Consider the following 14106-nt stretch of genomic DNA (forward strand, 5'->3'; position numbering starts at 1 on the left):
TGATTACTCAAAGAAGTCCTTCACCTTGTCGCGCCAGGTTTTCGTCTGCGGGCTGTGCTTGTTGCCGCCCTCGGTGGTCGATTTCTCGAACTCACGCAGCAGATCTTTCTGCTTGTCGGTCAGCTTGACCGGCGTTTCCACCGCCACGTGGCAGAACAGGTCGCCGGCGAAACCGGAACGCACGCCCTTGATGCCCTTGCCCTTGAGGCGGAAGGTCTTGCCCGACTGGGTGCCTTCAGGAATCGTAAACGCTACTTTACCAGACAAGGTCGGGACTTCGATTTCGCCGCCCAAGGCTGCCTTGGCAAACGAGATCGGCATTTCGCAATGCAGGTCGTCGCCTTCGCGCTGGAACACCGGATGCGGCTTGATGTGGATTTCCACATACAGGTCGCCCGACGGCCCGCCATTCGTGCCCGGTTCGCCGTTGCCGGACGAGCGGATGCGCATGCCGTTGTCGATACCGACTGGGATCTTCACTTCCAGCGTCTTGTTGCGCTTGATGCGGCCCTGGCCCGCGCAGGCTGCGCACGGTTCAGGAATGATCTTGCCGGTGCCGTGACATTTCGGGCAGGTCTGCTGGATGCTGAAGAAGCCCTGCTGCATGCGCACCTGGCCATGGCCGGCGCAGGTCGAGCAAGTCACCGGCGAGGTGCCTGGCTTGGCGCCGGAGCCGTGGCAAGTGTCGCACTTGTCCCACGACGGCACGCGGATGGTGGTGTCGAAGCCGTGCGCTGCCTGTTCCAGCGTGATTTCCAGGTTGTAGCGCAGATCGGCGCCGCGATATACCTGCGGGCCCTGGCTGCGGCCACGGCCGCCGCCAAAGATATCGCCGAAGATGTCGCCAAAGGCGTCGCCGAAACCACCAGCGCCGCCGAAACCGCCGCCGCCCGCATTCGGATCAACGCCGGCGTGACCGTAACGGTCATAAGCCTCGCGCTTTTCCGGATTGGTCAGCATCTCGTAGGCTTCTTTGACTTCCTTGAATTTGTCTTCCGCGTCCTTGCTGTCCGGATTGCGGTCCGGGTGGTATTTCATCGCCAGCTTGCGGTAGGCCTTCTTGATCTCGTCTTCGGTTGCGCTCTTGGCGACACCGAGTACTTCGTAGAAATCACGCTTTGCCATAGTGTCGGAATCCTGCTTATATTCTGTACTGATTTATGCGAAAAAGCCGAGCCGGCGGCGTTGCCACACGACTCGGCGTATGTCGTTCCCGCGCAAGCGGGAATGACGGGATTACTTGCTGTCTTTGACTTCCTTGAAGTCGGCGTCCACCACGTCGTCCTGTGGCTTGGCTTGTTCAGCACCGGCACCCGCGCCTGGGGCTGCGCCTTCGGCACCGCCAGCGCCTTGCTGCGCCTGCATGTCAGCGTACATCTTCTCGCCCAGCTTTTGCGAAGCGGTCGACAGCGCTGCCACTTTGGCGTCGATTTCGGCCTTGTCGCCCGATTTGATCGAGGCTTCCAGGTCGTTGATCGCAGCTTCGATCTTCTCTTTTTCGCCGGCTTCCAGCTTGTCGCCGTATTCGGTCAGCGACTTGCGGGTCGAGTGCACCAGCGCGTCGGCCTGGTTGCGCGACTCAGCCAGTTCTTTCACTTTCTTGTCTTCTTCGGCGTTGACTTCAGCGTCTTTCACCATTTTCTGGATTTCCGCTTCGGTCAGGCCGGAGTTGGCCTTGATCGTGATCTTGTTCTCTTTGCCGGTGGCCTTGTCTTTCGCGCCGACGTGCAGAATGCCGTTGGCGTCGATGTCGAAGGTCACTTCGATCTGTGGCGTGCCGCGTGCTGCTGGCGGGATGCCTTCCAGGTTGAACTCGCCCAGGCCCTTGTTGCCGGCGGCGATTTCGCGCTCGCCCTGGTAGACCTTGATGGTCACTGCAGGCTGGTTGTCGTCAGCGGTCGAGAACACTTGCGAGAACTTGGTCGGAATCGTGGTGTTCTTGTGAATCATCTTGGTCATCACGCCGCCCAGGGTTTCGATACCCAGCGACAGCGGGGTCACGTCCAGCAGCAGCAAGTCTTTACGCTCGCCCGACAGCACCGAACCTTGAATTGCCGCGCCAACTGCCACCGCTTCGTCCGGATTCACGTCTTTACGTGGATCTTTGCCGAAGAACTCTTTGACCTTTTCCTGCACCTTAGGCATACGGGTCATGCCGCCGACCAGGATGATGTCGTCGATGTCCGACACTTTGACGCCCGCATCCTTGATTGCGGTTTTGCATGGCTCGATGGTAGCGATGATCAGCTCTTCCACCAGCGATTCCAGCTTGGCGCGGGTCATTTTCAGCGTCAGGTGGACCGGTGCGCCGTTCGCCATGGCGATGTACGGCTCGTTGATTTCGGTCTGCTGCGACGACGACAGTTCGATCTTGGCGCGCTCGGCCGAAGCCTTGATGCGCTGCAGGGCGATCGGATCTTTTTTCAGATCCAGGCCGTTGATCTTCTTGAACTCTTCGATGATGTAATCGATGATGCGCTGATCGAAGTCTTCGCCGCCCAGGAAGGTGTCGCCGTTGGTCGACAGCACTTCAAACTGCTTCTCGCCATCGACGTCAGCGATTTCAATGATCGAGACGTCAAACGTGCCGCCGCCCAGGTCATACACGGCGATCTTGCGGTCGCCCTTTTCGGTCTTGTCCAGGCCGAACGCCAGCGCCGCAGCGGTAGGCTCGTTGATGATGCGCTTGACGTCCAGGCCAGCGATACGGCCGGCGTCCTTGGTCGCCTGACGCTGCGAGTCGTTGAAGTACGCTGGCACGGTGATGACGGCCTCGGTGACTTCTTCACCCAGGTAGTCTTCTGCGGTTTTCTTCATCTTGCGCAGTACTTCCGCCGAGATTTGTGGCGGGGCCAGTTTCTTGTCGCGCACGCCGATCCACGCATCGCCGTTGTCGGCTTTGGTGATGGTGTAAGGCATCAGGCCGATGTCCTTCTGTACTTCCTTCTCGTCGAATTTACGACCGATCAGGCGTTTCACAGCGAACAGGGTGTTTTTAGGATTGGTCACGGCCTGGCGTTTTGCCGGCGCGCCAACCAGGATTTCACCATCTTCTTGGTAAGCAATGATCGATGGCGTCGTACGTGCGCCTTCGGCGTTTTCGATTACCTTTGGCTGACCGTTTTCCATGACGGAAACGCAGGAATTCGTGGTTCCCAGATCGATACCGATAATTCTACCCATGATTTTCTTCCTTAATTTGCTAAAGTTCAGATGGTACTAATATGTGGAAAAGCTCTGTCTTTTCAAGAGCTTAAAAATTATTTTGCTTGCGCTGCGGTAACGATGGCCGGACGCAGCAGGCGGTCGGCGATCATATAGCCTTTTTGCAGCACCGACACGACGGTGTTGGCTTCCTGTTCCGCCGGCACCACGGCAACCGCCTGGTGCTTGTTCGGATCCAGTTTCTCGCCCTGCGCCGGTTCGATGGCGATCAGGCGGTTGCGTTCAAAGGCCGAGGACAGTTGCTTCAGCGTCATTTCAACGCCTTCCTTCAGCGATTCAACGGTTGGCGCTTCCACTTTCAGCGCCATTTCGAGGCTGTCCTTGACCGGCACCATGGCTTCGGCAAAGCTTTCAACCGCAAACTTGTGGGCCTTGGCAACGTCTTCCTGGGCGCGGCGGCGGATGTTTTCACCGTCGGCTTTGGCGCGCATGAAGGCGTCGTGCATGTCAGCCAGTTTGGCTTCGGTGGCTGCCAGCTGTTCTTCCAGCGTCAGCTGGCCGGCTTCCGGGGTCGATGGTGGGGCCGACGCAGCGGCTTCTGCCGCCTCTGGATTAGGTGGTACGGCCTGGTTTTCCTGATCTTGCATCTAGAGACTCCTACAATCGTATTTGTTTGACATTACTTTTATTACCGCTGTGGCAGTAAATGGGGCAATAACCTACAACTTCAAGGGTTTATTTCACCTGCCATTTAGACAACGTTGAGCTTGCATCAGGCGGCTATTTTAACAGGCTGGCACTCGTCACCCGCAAGTGCTGATTGTCGGGTGACGGTGTGGAGATGGCGGGATTGTTGCTTTTCAGTCGGCGGCGCCCAGCGCCAGCGCCGTGGCGCGGCCAGCTTCCGCCTCTTTTTTCAGCAGCTCGCGCTGCGATGGCGGCAGCTGCGTGGGCCAGCCGATGATGTGCTGTTCGGCAATTTCGGCGAGTGCGGCGATCCAGGCCGGCGATTCGTTCAGGCACGGGATGTAGTGGAATTCCTTGCCGCCATTGCTTTCAAAATCGTGGCGTACTTCCATGGAGATTTCCTCCAGCGTTTCCAGGCAGTCACTGATGAAGCCAGGGCAGATCACGTCCAGCTTGCGCACGCCGTCGCGCGCCAGTTGCGCCACGGTCGGCGCGGTGTACGGTTGCAGCCACTCGGCCTTGCCGAAGCGCGACTGGAAGGTGACGATGTATTGCTCCGGCGTCAGCTTGAGGGCGGCCGCCAGCAGGCGCGCGGTCTTCAGGCATTCACAGTGATAGGGATCGCCCAGCATCAGCGTGCGTTTCGGCACGCCGTGGAAGGACATCACCAGCTTCTCCGGCTTGCCATGCTGCTCCCAATGGTTGAGCACCGAATCGCGCAGCGCATGGATATAGCCTTCGTGGTCATGATAGTTGCGGATAAAGCGCAGCTCCGGGATGTTGCGCACGCTGCCGTAATGCTGGAACACGGCGTCGTAGATCGAGCCGGTGGTGGTGCCGGAGTATTGCGGATAAGCAGGCAGCAGCAGGATGCGGTCAGCGCCATCGTTCTTCAGCTTGGCCAGCACGTCCGGCAGCGATGGCGAGCCGTAGCGCATGGCCATGGCGACCGTCAGTTCCTCGTGGCCGCGATCGCCAAGGGCGGCGCGCAAGCCCAGCGCCTGGGCGGCGGTGTGGGTGCGCAGCGGCGAGCCCTCATTGGTCCAGATCGACGCGTATTTTTTCGCCGATTGGCCGGAGCGGAACGGCAGGATGATCAGGTTGAGGATGAACCACCACACGGCGCGCGGGATCTCGACCACGCGCGGGTCGGACAGAAATTCTTTCAGGTAGCGCCGCACGGCCGAGCGCGTCGGCGCATCCGGCGTGCCCAGGTTCACCAGGACGATGGCGCTGCGGCCAACTGCGCCGTGCTTGTGGGGAGGTTCTTTTTGGAAGGTCATGTATGGCTTAGGTTGTACCGTAAGCCGCTATCTTACTATTTTAATGAACGTACCGGCCGGCGGCGAAAGCCAGTCCGGTCAAGGCAACGGCCGTTGCGATGAACCACTTTAAGATCGTCGCTTCGAGTGCGGCGAGATCTGCCTTGGTTGCCATGCCGTCCAGGTGCGTTTCGATACGAACCAGCCGCTCCTTGGCATCCTCCGCAAAAGCCTCCAGTTTTTCCACCCGCCGTTCCAGGTCCATATACTGCTCCCTGCTCCTTAATGCAGAAGTTTGGCAACTACGGCCGCAACGCCGCCCATGACGGTGATGGTCGCAAATGCCGTGGCAATCAGCCACTTGATCAGCCGGGTTTCCAATGCCGCCAGATCTGCCTTGGTCGCCATGTGGTCCAGCCGGGAATCGATCACATCGAGCCGCGCCTCAATTCGCGCCAGCCGCTGCTTTACCTCCTCGGCGAACCCTTCCAGCTTTTCAACCCGTTGCTCCAGCGCCATGATCGCCTCCCTGTAAAGAGGAATGATCAATCTTAACGCGCTTTAGCTGTTATGCGTCTGACCTGTATCAAACGCTCAGCGCCGGTAGCGGCGAGCAACGCCGAGGGTATCGAACTGGCGGCGGACATTGCTGCTGGCCTGGCGCATCGGCGTACTGTCGCCCAATGGCACGGGCAACGCCAGCGTGCAGGTGCCGGAAAAATCGAAGCTGCCGATCTTGTCGGTATCCTTGTAGCGATAGTGAATCACGCCATCGGCGCTTTTCCATGCAGTGACCGTGTGGGGAATCGGCGCTCCACCTCCCTCCCCCGGGAGCAACGCAACCGCGCTGCGCGGCTTGCTATCCACGGATTGCGGCCCGCGCGGAAAAGCCGCGCGCAGAAAATTGAGGTCGACCAGTTGCTCGTTGGTGATCATTTTGGCCGGTGGGTCCGTCGGTTCCCATCCCTGGAACAGCGCCACTTTGGATGGCAACGCCACCATGTAAATCTTTCGCCCCACCAAAAGCGATTTGCCATCTTCCTCGGGCTGATAAAACTCGTTTTCGGTACGCTTTTCCTTGTTGGAGAAATTCTGCAAGCGCGAGCGCATCACCAGCGGGTGTACAACGCCCCGGCCTGCATCCTGCTTGAAGAAAATAGAGACTTCCAACGTGCCGCAATCATCCCAGCCAGGGGCGGCGGCGGCCGGCATGGCCACCGCAGAGCACAACGCGAAACGCCAGAAGCAGTTACCGATCACGTCACGCATGCAGACGCTCCTTATGACGCCAATAGCTCGCGGGCGTGTTTGCGGGTGGTGGCGGTGATTTCCAGGCCGCCTAGCATGCGGGCGATTTCTTCCACGCGCGATTTGGCGTCCAGCACGTCGATGCGCGAGGCGGTCTTGCCATTGTCCAGCGTGCCCTTGGCCACCTGGAAGTGCTGGCCGGCCTGGCTGGCCACCTGCGGCAAGTGCGTTACGCACAGCACCTGGCGCTCCTGGCCCAGGCGACGCAGCAAACGTCCCACCACTTCCGCCACGCCGCCGCCGATACCGCTGTCGACCTCGTCGAAGATCAGCGTCGGCACGGTGGTGGCGTTGGAGGTAATCACCGAAATCGCCAGCGAAATACGCGCCAGCTCGCCGCCAGAAGCCACCTTGGCCAGCGGCCGCGCCGCCACGCCGGCATGGCCGGCCACCAGGAATTCCACCTGCTCGACGCCATACGCTGCCGGCTCGCAGGCGTGCAGCGCGACCTCGAAGCGGCCGCCGGTCATGTTCAGTTCCTGCATCGCCCTGGTGACGGCCTCGCCCAGCGACGACGCCGCTTTCGCGCGCGTGGCAGACAGCTTCTGCGCTTCGGCCAGATAGGCGGCCTTCAGCTTTTCCTCCTGCTTGCGCAAGCCATCCAGATCGGTGGCATCAGCCAGTTGCGACAGGCGCGTCGCCAGGCGGGCATGTTCTTCATGCAGCTGTTCTTCCGGCACGCGGAACTTGCGCGCCGCCGAATGGATCGCGTCCATGCGTGCCTCCACCGTACGCAGGCGCGACGGATCGAGGTCGACGCGGTCGAGGTAATCGTTCAGCGCATACACAGCCTCCTGCAACTGGATGCGCGCCGGTTCGATCAGGTCGACAATCGGCTGCAAGCCGCTGTCGATATCCGCCAGCTTGCCCAGTTTCTGGTTCAGCGAAGACAGCTGCGACAGGATGGGATGATCCTCGGCCTCGGAAATAACGGCCAGCGCCTCCTGCGCGCCCTCCATCAGGCTGGCCGCGTGCGACAAACGGCTCTGCTCATTGCTGACCTCCAGCCATTCGCCCGGCTTGACCGCCAGCTTTTCCAGCTCGTTGACCTGCCATTCCAGCCGCTCGCGCTCATACAGCACATTGGCCGCATTGCTCTCGAACTCCTCCAGCTGCTTGGCCAGCGCGCGCCACGCCTTGTAAGCAGTCGCCACCGCACGCGCCTCGCCGCTGGCGCCGGCCTGGCCGTCCAGCAGATCGCGCTGCGCATCGGTCTTCATCAGCGACTGGTGCGCATGCTGGCCGTGAATGTCGACCAGCAGGTCGCCCAGTTCGCGCAACTGCGCAGCAGTCGCCGCCACGCCGTTGATGTAAGCCTTGCTGCGGCCGGCGTTGTCGATCACCCGGCGCAGCAGCGCGCCGCCCTCTTCCAGCGCGAATTCATTGGCCGCCAGCCAGTCGCGCGCCTGCGCGCTGACCGCAAAATCGGCCGTGATGTCAGCCTTGGCCGCGCCCTCGCGCACCACGCTGGCATCGCCGCGTCCGCCCAGCGCCAGGGTCAGCGCATCGATCAGGATCGACTTGCCGGCCCCGGTCTCGCCGGTGAACACCGTGAAGCCGGCGGAGAATTCCAGTTCTATCGTATCGACAATGACAAAATCGCGGATGGACAGGGTACGCAGCATGGATGCCTGTAAATATGGTTAATTGAGTTTGCCCTCACCGGACGGATACTCGTTCCAGTGCAGCTTTTCACGCAGGGTGTGGTAATAGCTCCAGCCGTCCGGATGCAGGAAGGTGATCGCGTGCGGCGAGCGCTGGATCACGATCTGGTCCTGCGCTTGCAGGCTGGCGAAGGTTTGCATATCAAAATTGACGCTGATGTCGCGCCCGCGGACGATTTCGACGATGATCTCGCTTGATTCCGGCAGCACGATCGGCCGGTTGGACAGCGCATGCGGCGCGATCGGCACCAGCACGATGCCGCCCAGCGACGGATGCAGCAGCGGCCCGCCGGCCGACAGCGCGTAGGCGGTGGAACCGGTCGGCGTGGAAATAATCAGGCCGTCAGAACGCTGGTTATACATGAACTGGCCGTCGACATCGACGCGCAATTCGGCCATGCCGGCGCCGGCGCCGCGCGACACCACCACGTCGTTGACCGCCATGCCGACATGGATGGTCTGGCCGGCGCGCAGCACGCGCCCTTCCAGCAAGGTGCGGCGCTCGGCCTTGTAGCTGCCGCTGAGAATGCCAGACAGCACGTCCAGCATGCCTTCCTGCGGAATATCGGTCATGAAGCCCAGCCGGCCCTGGTTGATGCCGATCAGCGGCACATCAAACGGCGCCAGCTGGCGCGCGATGCCCAGCATGGTGCCGTCGCCGCCCATGACGATGGCAGCGTCGCACTCGGCGCCGATGCCAGCCGCGCTCAGCACGCGCGCATCGTCCAGCTGCATGCCCAGGTGGGCAGCGGTCTGTTCTTCAAACACCACCTCCAAACCGCGCCTGGTGAGGAAATCGACCACGCTGCCCACCGACTCGGCAATGCCGTCGGTATTCGGGCGCACGACCAGTGCGATAGTGTGAAAAACAGCGTGCGTGGCGGTCATAAAAATCTCGGCTTTAGGCTAGGGGCGGGAACACGCAGCAGGGTAACCCATAAACCTGCCGCGTGCCATCACCTACCGGCCTCGCCACTGTACATTTAAACAGTATTTAATGCAAGCATCGCCCTGATGCTTAGTGGGCGGTGGCCGCACCCAGCGCGCCGGCGATGCCCAGCGCCACGCCGATCGAGATCGCGTAGAAGAACATCAGAACCGCCCAGCGCAGCAGCGTGCCGGCGCGACCGCTGTGATATACGCGCCGCATCGCCCACGGCAGGTAGCCGAGCAGCCAGCACCACAGCAGGAAGTTGACCAGGCCGATCGGTATCAGCAGCATCACGCTGAACAGCAGGAAGGCAAAGGCATTGGTGTGCAGCGCGAACAGCACGTGCTCGCCAAAACGGCGGCCGGAGCCGAGGTAGAGGATTTTCAGATACAGCGCGAACACCGGCATCAGGCAGAAGATCGCGTACGGCGCGTAGCGGTAGAAGCCCGCCTGCAGCGCAGCCTTCTGCTGCTCGCTCGACATCTGGTTCAGCGACGCCCATTTGTGGCGCAGCGTGTCCAGGCCGCGCGCGGCCAGCCACTGGTCGATATCGTCGGTGGCCATCTGCCGCTCCGGGCTGCCGGGCTGGCCCGGTTCCACCACGCTGTGCGGCGCTGCCGGAGCCGGTTTGGCAGCATCCCTGGCGTTGCTGCGCGCGGCAGCCTGCACGGCTTTTTCACGCTCGCGCGTGTCGGCACGCTGTTCCTTGCGCATCTCGGCAATGGCGGCCTCGGCGGCGGCAGCGCTTTCGGCGGCGGCCGGATCGGCCGGCTTCAGCTGCTCCATCCGCCTGGTCTGCTCGACCGCCTTTTCCAGCACCGCCATCTGCGCGGTCTGCGCATCGCTGTCGGCATCGTCAAGATGGAAGCCGCCCAGCTTCAGCAACACGAAGAACAACAGGCTGAACGACAGGTACAGGCGCAGCGGCTGCACAAAGCGCACCCGGCGGCCACGCATGTATTCATTGGTCAGCAGGCCGGGACGGAACACCAGCCGCGCCAGCGAGCCCCACAGCTTGCCCTCCAGCGCAACGTAATGGCCGACAAACTCGTGCAGGAACTCGCGCGTGCTGGCATGGTGCAGCACCGCCTCCTGGCCGCAGTTGGAGCAGTAATGGCCGCTCAGCGGCGCTTCGCAGTTGGCACAGTTGGCGGGCGTGACGCTCATGCAGCTATCCAGTCGAGAAAGATGGTCCAAATGATAAACGACTTCCCGCCAGAGTTGTCAAAATTCAATGTGGCGACTGACGTAAAACCAACTCGCTAAGATGGTGCCAACCATCAAGGAGGTCGCCATGTTAAGACAACAGCACATCAACACCGACGCCAAGGTCAAGGACGACGGCGTCGAACGCATGCCGCACGAGCGCGACGAATCGCCGGACGGCCACCCGCACAAGGAACGCAGCGTCATCAAGCAGGCCGCCGCCGACATCGACAGCGGCATGGTCGACACCGACCTGCACAACCAGCGCGGCGTGCAAAAGCCGCGCGAGGACGCCAAGGCGCAACCGCTACCCAACGTCAGCCGCGACTAACCCGATCTGAAAGCCCCTGCCCATGCGCCAGCCAACTGTTCTCGCCGTATTCGTCACCGCCGCCTTCGCCACCCTGGTCCCGCCAATGGCGGGCGCCCAGTCCTACCCGGTCGGCTTTGGCCCGCAGCCCAAGCTGCCCGAGCCGGAACGCAAGCTGGTGCCGACGGTGAACATCGCGCCAGCCGCGCCGTGGTCATCTGCCGCAGAAGCGCCGGTAGCGGCGGCCGGCTTTAGCGTCACCGCTTATGCGCGCGACCTCGACCATCCGCGCTGGGTCTACACACTGCCGAACGGCGACGTGCTGGTGGCGGAAACCAACGCCCCGCCCAAGCCGGACGACAGCAAGGGCATCAAGGGCGCTGTGATGAAGCAGGTCCAGAAAAAGGCCGGCGCGGTCAGCCAGTCGGCCAACCGCATTACGCTGCTGCGCGGCGTTGACGGCAAGGGCGGCGCGCAAAGCCGCAGCGTCTTCCTCAAGGGCCTGAACTCGCCGTTCGGCATGGCCCTGGTGGGCAAGGACCTGTACGTGGCCAACACCGACGCCGTGGTCCGTTTCCCATATGAGGAAGGCGCCACCAGCATCAGCGCCGCCGGCACCAAGGTGATGGACCTGCCGGCCGGCACGCTGAACCACCACTGGACCAAGAACCTGGTCGCCAGCCCGGACGGCAAGTCCCTGTACGTGACGGTCGGCTCCAACAGCAATGTGGCTGAAAACGGCATCGATGCGGAACAGGGCCGCGCCGCCATCTGGCAATTTGACATCGCCACCGGCAAGTCGCAGCTGTTCGCCACCGGCCTGCGCAATCCGAACGGCATGGACTTCGAGCCGCAAACCAAGGCGCTGTGGACAGCGGTGAACGAGCGTGACGAACTGGGCAACGATCTCGTGCCCGACTACATGACCTCGGTAAAACAGGGCGGTTTCTACGGCTGGCCGTACAGCTACTTCGGCCAGCACGTCGATAGCCGCGTCAAGCCGCAGAAGCCGGAACTGGTGGCCAAGGCCATCGTGCCCGACTACGCGCTGGGCGGCCACACCGCCTCGCTGGGGCTGGCGTTCTACACCGGCAAGCTGTTCCCGCAGACCTACCAGGGCGGCGTGTTCATCGGCCAGCACGGTTCCTGGAACCGCAAGCCGCACAGTGGCTACAAGGTGGTGTTTGTGCCGTTCTCCAACGGCAAGCCATCCGGCCCGCCGCAGGATTTCCTGACCGGCTTCCTCGACAAGGATGAGAAGGCGCGCGGCCGCCCGGTCGGCGTGGCGGTGGACAAGCAAGGCGCCTTGCTGGTCGCGGACGATGTGGGCAATGTCATCTGGAGAGTTGCGCCGGCGGCGGCGAAAACCGCCAGCCGCTGATAAAATCCCTGTTTGGCTTTCATCTACAAGGATTTACCATGCGCATTTTGCACACCATGCTGCGGGTCGGCGACCTGCAGCGTTCCATCGATTTCTACACCAATGTGCTGGGCATGAAGCTGCTGCGCACCAGCGACAACCCGGAATACCAGTACACGCTGGCCTTCCTCGGCTATGGCTCAAATCCCGAACACGCCGAGCTGGAGCTGACCTATAACTACGGCACCACCAGCTACGACATGGGCAACGCCTATGGCCACATCGCGATTTCAACGGAAGACATCTACAGCGCCGCCACCGCAGTCAAAGCCAATGGCGGCGCCGTCACCCGCGAGCCCGGCCCGGTCAAGGGCGGCACCACGGTGATCGCCTTTGTCACCGATCCGGACGGCTACAAGATCGAGCTGATCGAACGCAGCTTCGACGGCCAGGGCGCCGGCCTCTAAGTATACAACGCAGGCCGCAGCAGGTCGGCGATGCCGATGCGTTCGGCAAACTCATGGCGCACGCGCTCCGCCACTTCGGTCACCGCCGTCACGCCGTCGTCGACAAAATCGGTGATCGAGCGGAACGGACGGGTGCCGTGCGGCAGGCCGACGATGTAGGCAATGTCGGCCGCCACCGCCGCCGGGTCCGCATCCGGCGGCATCAGCTCGGTCAGGCGTGCGCCGACCTGGTCCATCAGCCCATCGTAGACGGCATAGGCGGCGCTGGTCGCCGTGTCGGCCGGCTTGCTGGCGTTGGCGAAATGGTCGGTGCCCGAAGTGAAGGCGCCCGGCACCACGATCGAGGTTTCGATATTGAAGCGCGCCAGCTCGTACGCCATCGTTACCGCGAGCGAATCCATGGCCGCCTTGGCTGCCGCATACGGCCCGAGGAAAGGCGGGAAGCCGCCGCGCGTGGTCGAGCTGCTGACCCACAGCAGCAGGCCCTGCCCTTGCTGGCGCATCACCGGCAGCACAGCCTTGTTGACGCGCTGCGCGCCAAGCACATTGGTGTCGAACACCTTGCTAATTTCCTCCGGCGTATAAGCCTCAGTGGGGCCGATCACCAGGTGGCCGGCGTTATGCACCACCACATCCAGCCGCCCGCGCTCGGCCACAATGCTAGCCACCGCCGCATCGGCCGACGCCTGCGACAGCACATCCAGCTCTACCGCGCGCACATCGGCGCCGTTGGCAAACGCCCAGTCGCGCAACTCGCGCACCTTGGACGCGTTGCGGCCATGGATGTCGCGCATCGAGGCGTACACCGTGTGGCCGGCCAGCGCCAGCGACTTGACCGACAGGTGGCCGATACCGGTGCCCGCACCGGTGACCAGAACAATCGATTTTTCCATGATGGTTCTCCTTACACCATGCCGCCATTAGCGCGCAGCGTCTGGCCGTTGACCCAGCCGCCATCCTTGCTGGCAAAGAAGGACACCGCGTTGGCGATGTCTTCCGGCTCGCCCAGGCGTTCCAGTGGCGGCATCTTGGCCAGGCGTTCGATGGTTTCCGGTGTTTTACCGTCGAGGAACAGCGCAGTGGCGGTCGGACCCGGCGCGACAGCGTTGACAGTGATGTTCTTGCCGCGCAGCTCCTTGGCCAGGATGTTGGTCATCGCTTCCACGCCGGCCTTGGTGGCGGTGTACACCGCATAGCCGGGCAACCGCGTGCCGACCAGGCTGGACGAGAAGTTGATGATGCGGCCGCCCTGCTCCAGCCGCGTCGCCGCCTCGCGCATGGTGTTGAAGCTGCCCTTCAGGTTGACGGCCACCAGGCGGTCAAAGGTGTCATCGTCGGTGGCGGCCAGGTGCGGCAATTGCGACGGCATGATGCCGGCGTTGTTGACCAGCACATCGACGCGGCCCAGCTGGGCGATGGCCTGGTCGAACAGGCCGCGTACGGCGGCGGGATCGGCCACGTCCGCCTGCACGGCGATGGCACTGCCGCCATTGGCGTTGATGGCATCGACCACCTTGGCGGCCTCGGCGGCGTTGCCGGCATAGTTGACCACCACGGCAAAGCCGTCCTTGGCCAAACGTTGAGCAATGGAAGCGCCGATGCCGCGCGAGGCGCCGGTGATGATAGCGACTTGTTTCATGATGTACTCCTTCGTTGTTGGTTACGATGGGATGAGTATCCACCATCTAACGAATGGAATAAATCCATGAAAACTGCTATGACTATGCAAATTTCACTAATAATCAG

15 protein-coding genes are annotated in these 14106 nt (G+C 62.2%); 3 read left to right on the forward strand and 12 right to left on the reverse strand.

Annotated features, from left to right (window positions below):
- Nucleotides 1–3: 3 nt before the first annotated feature.
- From dnaJ to BLS51_RS11245, 10 genes are all read right to left on the reverse strand, one after another.
- Entirely contained in the window at nucleotides 4–1125 is a 1122-nt protein-coding gene (dnaJ, locus tag BLS51_RS11200) for a molecular chaperone DnaJ (RefSeq protein WP_090182725.1), read from the reverse strand.
- Between the two features lie 111 nt (nucleotides 1126–1236).
- On the reverse strand, nucleotides 1237–3183 hold the full coding sequence (gene dnaK / locus BLS51_RS11205) for a molecular chaperone DnaK (protein WP_090182722.1): 1947 nt from the start codon (nucleotides 3181–3183) through the stop codon (nucleotides 1237–1239).
- A 77-nt stretch (nucleotides 3184–3260) separates the two neighbouring features.
- A complete protein-coding gene (grpE, locus tag BLS51_RS11210) occupies nucleotides 3261–3812 on the reverse strand; it encodes a nucleotide exchange factor GrpE (protein WP_090182720.1) in 552 nt (183 codons plus the stop codon).
- Between the two features lie 213 nt (nucleotides 3813–4025).
- Entirely contained in the window at nucleotides 4026–5135 is a 1110-nt protein-coding gene (gene hemH, locus BLS51_RS11215) for a ferrochelatase (RefSeq protein WP_090182716.1), read from the reverse strand.
- Between the two features lie 40 nt (nucleotides 5136–5175).
- Nucleotides 5176–5379: a hypothetical protein gene (locus BLS51_RS11220; protein WP_229207535.1), complete on the reverse strand. Its 204-nt coding sequence runs from the start codon at nucleotides 5377–5379 to the stop codon at nucleotides 5176–5178.
- A gap of 17 nt (nucleotides 5380–5396) precedes the next feature.
- Nucleotides 5397–5633, reverse strand: coding sequence for a hypothetical protein (locus BLS51_RS11225; RefSeq protein ID WP_090182713.1), 237 nt, complete (start codon nucleotides 5631–5633; stop codon nucleotides 5397–5399).
- 75 nt (nucleotides 5634–5708) lie between these two features.
- Nucleotides 5709–6383 carry a hypothetical protein gene (locus BLS51_RS11230; RefSeq protein ID WP_090182710.1) on the reverse strand — a complete coding sequence of 225 codons (675 nt, stop codon included), beginning with the start codon at nucleotides 6381–6383 and terminating at the stop codon, nucleotides 5709–5711.
- Between the two features lie 11 nt (nucleotides 6384–6394).
- Nucleotides 6395–8047 carry a DNA repair protein RecN gene (gene recN, locus BLS51_RS11235; RefSeq protein WP_090182707.1) on the reverse strand — a complete coding sequence of 551 codons (1653 nt, stop codon included), beginning with the start codon at nucleotides 8045–8047 and terminating at the stop codon, nucleotides 6395–6397.
- A gap of 18 nt (nucleotides 8048–8065) precedes the next feature.
- Nucleotides 8066–8974, reverse strand: coding sequence for an NAD kinase (locus tag BLS51_RS11240; protein ID WP_090182705.1), 909 nt, complete (start codon nucleotides 8972–8974; stop codon nucleotides 8066–8068).
- 130 nt (nucleotides 8975–9104) lie between these two features.
- Entirely contained in the window at nucleotides 9105–10184 is a 1080-nt protein-coding gene (locus tag BLS51_RS11245) for a DUF3667 domain-containing protein (RefSeq protein WP_090182703.1), read from the reverse strand.
- A 127-nt stretch (nucleotides 10185–10311) separates the two neighbouring features.
- Between BLS51_RS11245 and BLS51_RS11250 the strand changes: the two genes are divergently transcribed.
- The 3 genes from BLS51_RS11250 to gloA all read left to right on the forward strand — a co-directional run bounded on the left by BLS51_RS11250 (nucleotide 10312) and on the right by gloA (nucleotide 12360).
- A complete protein-coding gene (locus BLS51_RS11250) occupies nucleotides 10312–10554 on the forward strand; it encodes a hypothetical protein (RefSeq protein ID WP_090183482.1) in 243 nt (80 codons plus the stop codon).
- Nucleotides 10555–10639: 85 nt separating this feature from the next.
- Nucleotides 10640–11914, forward strand: a complete 1275-nt coding sequence (locus tag BLS51_RS11255; RefSeq protein ID WP_229207568.1) for a PQQ-dependent sugar dehydrogenase — start codon at nucleotides 10640–10642, stop codon at nucleotides 11912–11914.
- Between the two features lie 38 nt (nucleotides 11915–11952).
- Nucleotides 11953–12360 (forward strand): lactoylglutathione lyase, encoded by a 408-nt coding sequence (gloA, locus tag BLS51_RS11260; protein WP_090182698.1) that lies wholly within the window; start codon nucleotides 11953–11955, stop codon nucleotides 12358–12360.
- On the opposite strand, the gene BLS51_RS11265 is transcribed toward gloA, so the two are convergent.
- Both BLS51_RS11265 and BLS51_RS11270 read right to left on the reverse strand, forming a co-directional pair.
- Entirely contained in the window at nucleotides 12357–13253 is an 897-nt protein-coding gene (locus tag BLS51_RS11265; protein WP_090182695.1) for an SDR family oxidoreductase, read from the reverse strand. The genes gloA and BLS51_RS11265 overlap by 4 nt on opposite strands.
- An 11-nt stretch (nucleotides 13254–13264) precedes the next feature.
- Entirely contained in the window at nucleotides 13265–13999 is a 735-nt protein-coding gene (locus BLS51_RS11270; RefSeq protein WP_090182692.1) for an SDR family oxidoreductase, read from the reverse strand.
- Nucleotides 14000–14106 lie beyond the last annotated feature (107 nt).

Source organism: Duganella sp. OV510 (assembly GCF_900100205.1).
Lineage (GTDB): Bacteria > Pseudomonadota > Gammaproteobacteria > Burkholderiales > Burkholderiaceae_D > Rugamonas.

Excerpts from the sequence above, each read along its gene's own strand:
- BLS51_RS11245 (WP_090182703.1), bottom strand. The coding sequence starts at position 10,184 with ATGAGCGTCACGCCCGCCAACTGTGCCAACTGCGAAGCGCCGCTGAGC.
- recN (WP_090182707.1), bottom strand. The coding sequence starts at position 8,047 with ATGCTGCGTACCCTGTCCATCCGCGATTTTGTCATTGTCGATACGATA.
- hemH (WP_090182716.1), bottom strand. The coding sequence starts at position 5,135 with ATGACCTTCCAAAAAGAACCTCCCCACAAGCACGGCGCAGTTGGCCGC.
- BLS51_RS11225 (WP_090182713.1), bottom strand. The coding sequence starts at position 5,633 with ATGGCGCTGGAGCAACGGGTTGAAAAGCTGGAAGGGTTCGCCGAGGAG.
- grpE (WP_090182720.1), bottom strand. The coding sequence starts at position 3,812 with ATGCAAGATCAGGAAAACCAGGCCGTACCACCTAATCCAGAGGCGGCA.
- BLS51_RS11230 (WP_090182710.1), bottom strand. The coding sequence starts at position 6,383 with ATGCGTGACGTGATCGGTAACTGCTTCTGGCGTTTCGCGTTGTGCTCT.
- gloA (WP_090182698.1), top strand. The coding sequence starts at position 11,953 with ATGCGCATTTTGCACACCATGCTGCGGGTCGGCGACCTGCAGCGTTCC.
- BLS51_RS11220 (WP_229207535.1), bottom strand. The coding sequence starts at position 5,379 with ATGGACCTGGAACGGCGGGTGGAAAAACTGGAGGCTTTTGCGGAGGAT.
- BLS51_RS11270 (WP_090182692.1), bottom strand. The coding sequence starts at position 13,999 with ATGAAACAAGTCGCTATCATCACCGGCGCCTCGCGCGGCATCGGCGCT.
- BLS51_RS11240 (WP_090182705.1), bottom strand. The coding sequence starts at position 8,974 with ATGACCGCCACGCACGCTGTTTTTCACACTATCGCACTGGTCGTGCGC.
- BLS51_RS11250 (WP_090183482.1), top strand. The coding sequence starts at position 10,312 with ATGTTAAGACAACAGCACATCAACACCGACGCCAAGGTCAAGGACGAC.
- BLS51_RS11255 (WP_229207568.1), top strand. The coding sequence starts at position 10,640 with ATGGCGGGCGCCCAGTCCTACCCGGTCGGCTTTGGCCCGCAGCCCAAG.
- BLS51_RS11265 (WP_090182695.1), bottom strand. The coding sequence starts at position 13,253 with ATGGAAAAATCGATTGTTCTGGTCACCGGTGCGGGCACCGGTATCGGC.
- dnaK (WP_090182722.1), bottom strand. The coding sequence starts at position 3,183 with ATGGGTAGAATTATCGGTATCGATCTGGGAACCACGAATTCCTGCGTT.
- dnaJ (WP_090182725.1), bottom strand. The coding sequence starts at position 1,125 with ATGGCAAAGCGTGATTTCTACGAAGTACTCGGTGTCGCCAAGAGCGCA.